At 74.0% G+C, this 8,056-nt stretch carries 3 protein-coding genes and 1 rRNA gene (1 of these 4 running past the window's edge); 1 reads left to right on the top strand and 3 read right to left on the bottom strand.

The genetic code is table 11. From position 1 onward, the window contains the following. The gene (locus tag WMF27_RS19855) at positions 1 to 1,341 is read right to left on the bottom strand and encodes a hypothetical protein (protein ID WP_437767321.1); all 1,341 of its coding nucleotides are present in this window, start codon (positions 1,339 to 1,341) and stop codon (positions 1 to 3) included. A 742-nt stretch (positions 1,342 to 2,083) separates the two neighbouring features. Here WMF27_RS19855 and WMF27_RS19860 point away from each other — a divergent pair. After that, positions 2,084 to 2,398 carry a KGG domain-containing protein gene (locus WMF27_RS19860; RefSeq protein ID WP_437767320.1) on the top strand — a complete coding sequence of 105 codons (315 nt, stop codon included), beginning with the start codon at positions 2,084 to 2,086 and terminating at the stop codon, positions 2,396 to 2,398. Between the two features lie 248 nt (positions 2,399 to 2,646). Here WMF27_RS19860 and WMF27_RS19865 read toward each other — a convergent pair whose 3' ends face one another. Together WMF27_RS19865 and rrf are read right to left on the bottom strand one after the other, a co-directional pair. Continuing rightward, positions 2,647 to 7,542 (bottom strand): Lhr family helicase, encoded by a 4,896-nt coding sequence (locus WMF27_RS19865; RefSeq protein ID WP_437767319.1) that lies wholly within the window; start codon positions 7,540 to 7,542, stop codon positions 2,647 to 2,649. 467 nt (positions 7,543 to 8,009) lie between these two features. Further along, a 5S ribosomal RNA gene (gene rrf / locus WMF27_RS19870) occupies positions 8,010 to 8,056 on the bottom strand; it runs 70 nt beyond the window's last position.

Genomic DNA, 8,056 nt, shown 5'->3' on the forward strand with positions numbered 1-8,056 from the left:
TTACAGCTTGCCCCTGACGTAGGCTCGCTGGATCGTCAGCTTGGGAGGACCGGCGGAGATCTCGAACGCTTCCGGACGGCCGTCCGGAGCGAGGCTGCCCACGAGGCGCATCGTCTTCAGAGAGACCGTGACGGCGCCCGAGGCGTCGCGGAGGTACTGGACGTCGACGGGCTTCGTCGGATCGACGCTGGGCATGTACTCCTGCTGCTTCAGGTCGAAGGAGCCTTTCTTCTTGAGGAGCCGGGCGAGCGCCGAGGCGGTGGCGACGGGCGAGGCGAGCCACGCCTTGGCCGCCGGCGTGAACGTCCCTTGGACCTTCTTGCCCTCGACCTCTCCCGAGTACGCGTACTCGAAGTTCTTCTTCTGGGACAGCTCGATACGGTGGTTCGCCTTGCCTCCCGACGTCTCGATCCAGACGCCCTCCTTGATCTGCCCCTGAGGGTCGATGAGCACGTTCGACGCCTCATCCTCGATGTGCAGCGATCTGGGGTCACGCGGCACGAAGGTGGCCGAGCGGGAGAACCATCGTCGCTGGCCGCCCTCGTCCTTGAGCAGATCGCTCGTCTCGAAGCCGACAGGGACCTTGTCGAGGCGCAGGATGACGGTGTCCGTGTACTCGGGCTTCGGCGCGGCGCTCTTCGACTCGAACGAGTCGAAGAGCCCCTTCGCGAGCCGCTCGAACGTGCGGACATACCCGACCTCGTCATGCAGGCAGGCGATGGGGCGCGCCCTGTCCGCGTGCAGCGCGATCTTGAGCAGGCCGGCCGCCTTCCCGCCGGCGGTCGGGACGAGGTAGAGGGCCTGCACGAACACCGCGGGGCTCTCCCGGTGAACGCTCACCTCCCAGGGGACGACGCGAGCGACCTCCACCTTCGCAGGGTCGAGCAGCTCGATGAAGTTCCTTATCACCTCGCCCGAGTCGAGCATCGTGTTGTAGACGAAGCACTCGACATGGGTGTCCGTGCCGAGGGGGATGGAGATCGCGACGAGCTTCTCCTTCGGCTCGATCTTCGCCTCCCCTGCGCCGAACGCGCGCGCCGACCAGTCCGCGGCGCGGAGCTCCCGGGCGGGCAGCTCGCCTGCCTCGCGGGCGAGCGCCTCCTCGATGTCGAAAGGCGCCTTCGCCGCGGGCGCGGGCGCCGGCGCGGGCCCAGGGCCCTCCGCGGGCGCCGCGCCGCTGGCGCCGCCGCAGCCCGCGAGGAGCGCCAGCGAGAGCGCGACCAGGCCCGCGCCACGCGCGTGGCCCGGAGCGCGGCCGCGCGCGCGGCGCGGCCATGATGTCATGTTCGGTGAGCAGAGCTGGCCCCCGTCGAGACGGGCCCCCTGGATCGCAAGCGCCATGTGGATCTCCTGCAATGTCGTCACCCCGGCCGCCCGGAAGCCTCGTCGTCGGGCCGAGCGCTGGAGGTGACGATGCAGTGCAACGAGAGCGGCAGCGGCGTCGTGTTGTCAAGACGCGACGCCCCAGCGCCGCAGCCCTCCGACGCCCCGCCGAAAGGCTGCCGTCACAGGACCGTCAAGGTGGCCCCTCGGCCATCCAGATTCAGCCATGTCACGGCAAAATACCGACCGCACAAGAACCAGAGGGGCCGCCTGAGTGGACAGAGGGCAAGGGAGCCATCGGCGATGCCGGACGCTCGATCGTGAACAGCGGCGGCCGCGCAGGTGAACCCTGAAAGGGCCACCGTGAGCTCCTGTGTAGCGCGATGATGGCAGTCGTCTCGCTGGTTCGTTCGATCGGAGGAGAGAGACAGAGGGCGATCCGGACGACCGGCCACGTCCAGTGAGCCTGTCACGATGGAACCCGCAGACTGGGGCGACCAGACACGGCGGAGCGCACAGTGAGACAATTTGCCACAGTGAACCCTCGAGGCGGCACCCCTGGCGACCCGATGGTCAATCAATTGTCCGGCCTCAACACATCGGCAGATTCGTCCGAGCTCCCCGGCCTGGCACCCGCGTTGCAGCATGGCCCCGGCGTCGCCGGCACCGCCGGCATCGCCGGCCTGATGTGGCCAAGCAGCAGCAGGTAGCCACGGTCGTCGAGTGGCGTTCACGAGGCAATCCATCCGAGGAGTGATTCATGGGACAGACCAGCGAGAGCAAGCGAGGCTTCGCAGCGATGAACGCGGAGCAGCAGCGCCAGATCGCGAGTCAGGGCGGCAAGGCAGCTCATGAGAAGGGCACGGCGCACGAGTTCACGTCCGAAGAGGCGCGCGCAGCGGGCCGCAAGGGCGGCGAGGCCGTGAGTCAGAACCGCGAACACATGGCCGAGATCGGGCGCAAGGGCGCCGAGGCGCGGAGCCTGGCGACGAACGGCGAGGCCCGGAGCCGGAAGGGCCGCGGCGGAAGCCATGAGCAGCATGTGAAGGTGGACGAGCACACCCAGCAGGGCTGAACCGTCCCCGCGCGCCGCTCGGCATCCCCGAGGGCGCGAGGACCACGAAGAGCCGCCGAGGAACCACGAAAGGTCGCCCTTTCACGGCTGCTCGGCGGTCCTTCTTTGGCGCTGTCGACACGCGCGACGCCGCAGCGCTCCCTCCGCCGCGCCCGCCGCGCGGGCGACGGTGGGTGATGGCTGGAACGCAGACGCCAGGACCCGGGATCACCGGTTCGGAGAGGGCCACTCCAGCCCCCGGCCGGTGGCTACGCCGATCCGTCGTCGATCCCCGCGCCGTCCTCGAACATCGCCGGGTCGTCGTCGTCGAGGTCGCTCTCGTTCGCCGGCTGCGCGCCACCCTCGGTCGCGCCGGCGGGCGACATCCTCCATCCACCCGCCGGAGGCCCGGAGGGCCATGAGCGGAGCCCGGGCGGCGGCCTGAAGCCGTCTGCCTCGTCCTCCGGCGCATCGAGGCCCGCCGCCGCCGCGCGGCGAGCCCAGTCGGGGGCGTTCGCGGGCGGCACGTGCCGCGGCCGCCACCCGCCCCCCTCGGGCGTGATGGCCCGCTTGAGGTAGCCGTGCGCTCCGGAGGTGAAGCCCACGTCAGAGAGCGCGCGCGCGAGGGGGGAGCCGTGCGCAGGCTCGCCGTCGATCGTGGCCACGAGCACGGCGCGCCGCCGCCCCTCGTCGACGAGCGCCCCGAGCGCCGACGCGACGGCCCGGATCGCGTCGCCGCGCTCCGGCTCGGCCTCCGGCAGGAACGTGGTGAGGCTCCGCTCGGTGCGGCCCATCCAGGCGAGCAGCCGGCCGTCGCGCAGGATCACCAGGGCGCCCGCGGCCCGTTGCGGCCGGACCGGGCCGCGGACAGCGCCTTCGGTGCCGCCGCCGGCGGGCGCGGGCAGCTCGGGCCAGCGGACGGCGGCGCCCCAGGGGCTCGCCGGATCCGTGGCCGCGAGGACGAGCGTCCGCGGATCGTCGGACGGCTCGCGGCAGGCCCGGAGGCGATCGTCGGCGCCGGGCACCGCGAACTGCGCGGCGCCCAGCCCGGCGACGAAATAGCCGCGCCGCGCCTGACCGGCCTCCTCCATGGCGCGGAGCACGTCGTAGACGGCGGAGAAGCCGCCAGCGAGCCCCTCGACCGCCGCCGCCTCGCGCGTGAGCACCCCGTGGCGCTCGAGCAGCGCGCGGGCGAGCGCCGCGCGTCGCTCGGTCTCGCCGGGCGCGCCGGAGGACGCGCCGCCAGCAGCGCCGGACGCGCCGGGAGACGACAGCAGCGACCAGCGCCCTTCGCTCCCCGGCGGGCCGATCCGGCGCGCCCGCTGCGCCGAGAGGCCGCGGCCGGGCGCGGCGCGGTCGCGGTCGCGGTCGCGCCGGCGGGCGCTCGATCCGGACGCGCGGCCCAGGGCGCGCAGCGGGGCGAGCGTGTCGTTCGTGACCTCGCCGGCCCACACGAGATCCCAGAGCGCGGCGAGCAGGTCCGCGCCGAAGGCGCCCGTCTCGCGCGACAGGTCGGAGAAGAAGAGCGCGCCGCGGCGCGCGAGCGCGGCGCGGATGCCCTCGGCGAGGGCCCCCTCGGCGCGGCCAGGCGGCGGGGCGAGGTACGGAAAGGCCTCGGCCAGGTAGAGCGCGACGCGGCCGTCGCCGTCGCCGACCGGCTCGACGCCGCGCCAGAGGACCTCGCCGGCCGCGCAGAGCGCGTCGAGATCGCCGGGCCGGTAGCCCTCGACGCGGGCGGGCAGGATCTCGGACTCCAGGGCGGAGGCCGAGAGGGGCGCGCCCTGGAGCTGCTCGAGCGCCGCGAGCAAGCCGTCGAGGCCGCGCCGGCGGCGGTGCAGGCCGTGCCAGTCGGCGAGGAAGCGGGCGTAGGCCTCGGGCGGGACCGGCTCGACCTCGGCGCGCAGCCGGGCCAGCGAGCGGCGCTTCAGCGAGCGCAGCACCTCGGCGTCGCAGAACTCCCGGCCGCGGCCGCCGGGGAGGAACTCGCCCTCGATCACGCGGCCTCGCTCGGCGAGGCGCGCGAGCGCGGCCAGCACCGGCGCAGGGCCGAGGCCGAAGCGCCGGGCCGCGTCGTCGGCGCGGAAGGGCCCGTGCGTGCGCGCGTAGCGGGCGACGAGCTCGCCGAGCGGGTCGGCGACGGGCTCGAGGAACGCGATCGGCAGGCCGAGCGGCGGCACCACGCCGAGGGCGTCGCGCAGCCGCCCCGCGTCCTCGGCGGCGGCGACGCGGCGCTCGCCGCCGATCTGGACCTCGATGGCGCGCCGGTCCCGGACGAGCTCGTCGATCCAGGCGGCGGCGCGCTCGCGGGCCGCTTCGGGCGGGGCGTCGTGAGCGACCGCGCGCCGGGCGATCTCGTCGCGCGTGAGATCGCCGAGCGAGAGCAGGAGATCGTGCGCCTGGTCCTCGTGCTTGAGCGGCGCTCGGCCGTCGAGGCGCTGGAGCGACGCCTCGAGGGCCAGCACGGCGTCCGCGTCGAACAGCTCGCGCAGCTCGGCCTCGCCGAGCAGCTCGCGCAGGCGGCTGTGATCGATGGTGAGCACCTGCGCCCTTCGCTCGGCGAGCGGCAGATCGCCCTCGTAGATGAAGTTGCCGGCGTAGGTGAAGAGCAGCGTGGCCGCGAACGGCGAGGGCGCGCGGACGTCGACCGTGACGACGCGGACCTTTCGGGCGGCGATCTGCCGGAGGAGATCCTCGAGCGCCGTGAGGTCGAAGACGTCGCGCAGGCACTCGCGGTAGGTCTCGAGCAGGATGGGGAACGAGCCGTAGCGCGACGCGACGGCGAGCAGGTCGGCGGCGCGCTTGCGCTGGGCCCAGAGCGGCGAGCGCTTGCCGGGGAACTTGCGCGGCAGGAGCAGCGCCCGGCCCGCGCACTCGCGGAAGCGCGAGGCGAAGAGGGCGGTGTCGCCGAGGCCGCGGACGAGCAGCTCCTCCACCTGGTCGGCCTGCGGCAGGAGCTGCTTCGCGTCGGGGGGCGACTCCGACTCGGGCAGCCGCAGGACGATGCCGTCGTCGGTCCACACGGTGTCGACCGCGAGGCCGAGCTCGAGGCGGCAGCGCTCGGCGATGCAGGTCGCGAGCGGCGCGTGGACGCGGCCGCCGAACGGCGAGAGGAGGCAGATGCGGTGATCGCCGACCTCGTCGACGAACCGCTCGATCACGAGGGTGCGGTCGCTCGGGACGTCGCCCGTGGCCGCGGCCTGGTCGCGCACGTACCGGACGAGGTTCGAGGCAGCGCGCTCGTCGAGGCCGTGCTCGTCCGCGAGCGCGCGCTCGGCCTCGCCGTCGGGCAGCGCGGCGAGGCGCCGCGCGAGGGCGCCGATGGAGGCGCCCAGCTCGGCGTTGCGCCCGGCCTGGTCGCCGCGCCAGAACGGCATCTTGCCGGGCTCGCCCGGGGCGGGGACGACGAGGACGCGGTCGTGGGTGATGTCGGTGATGCGCCACGAGGAGGCGCCGAGGAGGAAGACCTCGCCCTCGCGGGCCTCGAAGACCATCTCCTCGTCGAGCTCCCCGACGCGCCGGCCGGGGCGCGCGGCGTCGCCGCCGGTGTCCAGGAAGACGCCGTAGAGGCCGCGGTCGGGGATGGTGCCGGCGTTGACGACGGCGAGGCGCTTCGCGCCCTTCCTGGCGCGCACGGCGCCGCCCACCCGGTCCCAGACGATGCGGGGCCGGAGCTCGGCGAACTCGTCGGAGGGGTAGCGGCCGGAGAGCATGTCGAGCACGCCCTCGAAGCTCGCGCGGGGCAGCTCGGCGAAGGGCGCCGCCCGGCGGACGAGCGAGAAGAGCGCGTCGACGTGGAGGGTGTCCATCGAGGCGATGGCGACGATCTGCTGGGCGAGGACGTCGAGCGGGTTCCTCGGGTACAGGGTCGCCTCGACCTTGCCTTCGCGCATGCGGGACGCGGCCGCGGCGCACGCGAGCAGATCGCCGCGGTGCTTCGGAAAGACGATGCCGCGCGACGTGCCGGAGACCTCGTGCCCCGCGCGCCCGACGCGCTGGAGCCCGGCGGCGACCGAGGGCGGCGCCTCGAGCTGGATCACGAGGTCGACGGAGCCGAGGTCGAGGCCGAGCTCCAGCGACGAGGTCGCGACGATGCACGGCAGGAGGCCCGCCTTGAGCCGCTCCTCGATCTGCTGCCGCTGCTCGCGGGCGATCGATCCGTGGTGCGCCAGCGCGATCTCGGCGCCGGCGGTGTCGTTGAGCGCCGCGGCGAGGCGCTCGGCGAGGCGCCGGCTGTTCACGAAGATCATCGTGGTGCGGTGGGCGTGGACGAGCTCGACGAGGCGCGGGTGGATGCTCGGCCAGATCGAGCGCTGCGCCGGCTCGGCGGGCGCCCCCCTCGGGCCCTCGCCCGCGCGGGCGGCCTCGCCGAGCTTGGTCATGTCCTCGACGGGCACCTCGATGCGGAGCTCCAGGGCCTTCGGGGCGCTCGCGTCGACGAGGGTCACCGGCCGCGGCGCGAAGCGCCCGCCGGCGCCGTCGGTCTCGCCGCCGCCGAGCAGCCGCGCGACCTCGTCGAGCGGCCGCTGCGTGGCGGAGAGGCCGATGCGCTGCATCGGTCGCGGCGCGGATCGCAGCGCCTCGAGCCGCTCGAGGGACAGGGCGAGGTGCGCCCCGCGCTTCGTCGCGACGAGCGCGTGGATCTCGTCGATGATGACGGTCTCGACGGCGCGCAGCCGATCGCGCGCGGCCGCGGTGAGCAGGAGGTAGAGCGACTCCGGGGTGGTGATGAGGATGTCCGGCGGCTTCCTGGCGAGCCGGGCGCGGTCCTCGGGCGCGGTATCGCCGGAGCGTACGCCGACCTGGGGGACGCGGTAGGGCAGGCCGAGGCGCTCGGCCGCGGCGGCGATGCCGGCGAGCGGCGCGCGCAGGTTGCGCTCGACGTCGATCGCGAGCGCCTTGAGGGGCGATACGTAGAGGACGCGGCAGCGCTCGGCGGCCTCGGGCTCGGGCGACGCCATGAGCCGGTCGATGGCCGCAAGGAAGGCGGCGAGCGTCTTGCCCGAGCCGGTCGGGGCGAGCAGCAGGGTGGAGGCGCCGTCGAGGATGGGCGGGAAGCCCTGCACCTGGGCGGGGGTGGGCGCGGCGAAAGCCGCGCGGAACCACGCCTGGGTAGCGGGGTGGAAGCGGTCGAGCGGATCGGATGCGGGGGGGCGTCTCTTCGCCATCGGCGGCGGTTCCGTGGCCTGTGGAGCCGGTGCGCGGCGCTTCTTCCGGTGCGCCTTTCGCCGCGCGGCCCCTCCTTGCGAGGCCGCCGACGATGCAAGAGCCATCCCTCACGGGGGAACCCGACGCAACCGCTCGCTCCGGGCGGGGTCATCGAGATGGGACCGCACGGCGAGCGCGTCCGTCTGGCGGGATGGCCACCCCCTCCGAACGCCGCCCGCACGCGTTCGGCTCAGCAGGAGTTCACGCTTCCCTCGCCGCCTCGACGGAGGTCAGGCTGCCCGGCTGCTCGGAACATCCGCTCTCGGGCGCAGCTTGGAGCGGCCTCTCCGAGGTCCGGAGAACGCTGCCGTGGCGACCGCCGCCAGCTCCAAGGGAACGCCTGGGCAAGGCTCGGACGCCTGGCGAAAGGGCGTACAAAAGAAAAAAACCTGCGCATGGCTCGCGCCATGCGCAGGTTCGAAGAAAATCCCGGCGGCGTCCTACTCTCCCACCAGGTTGCCCTGGCAGTACCAT

It is taken from the genome of Sorangium sp. So ce281, assembly GCF_051527395.1.
Taxonomy (GTDB): domain Bacteria; phylum Myxococcota_A; class Polyangia; order Polyangiales; family Polyangiaceae; genus Sorangium; species Sorangium cellulosum_B.

Bases quoted from the DNA above. Each gene is read 5' to 3' on its own strand.
- WMF27_RS19855 (WP_437767321.1), bottom strand. From the start codon at position 1,341: ATGGCGCTTGCGATCCAGGGGGCCCGTCTCGACGGGGGCCAGCTCTGC.
- WMF27_RS19860 (WP_437767320.1), top strand. From the start codon at position 2,084: ATGGGACAGACCAGCGAGAGCAAGCGAGGCTTCGCAGCGATGAACGCG.
- WMF27_RS19865 (WP_437767319.1), bottom strand. From the start codon at position 7,542: ATGGCGAAGAGACGCCCCCCCGCATCCGATCCGCTCGACCGCTTCCAC.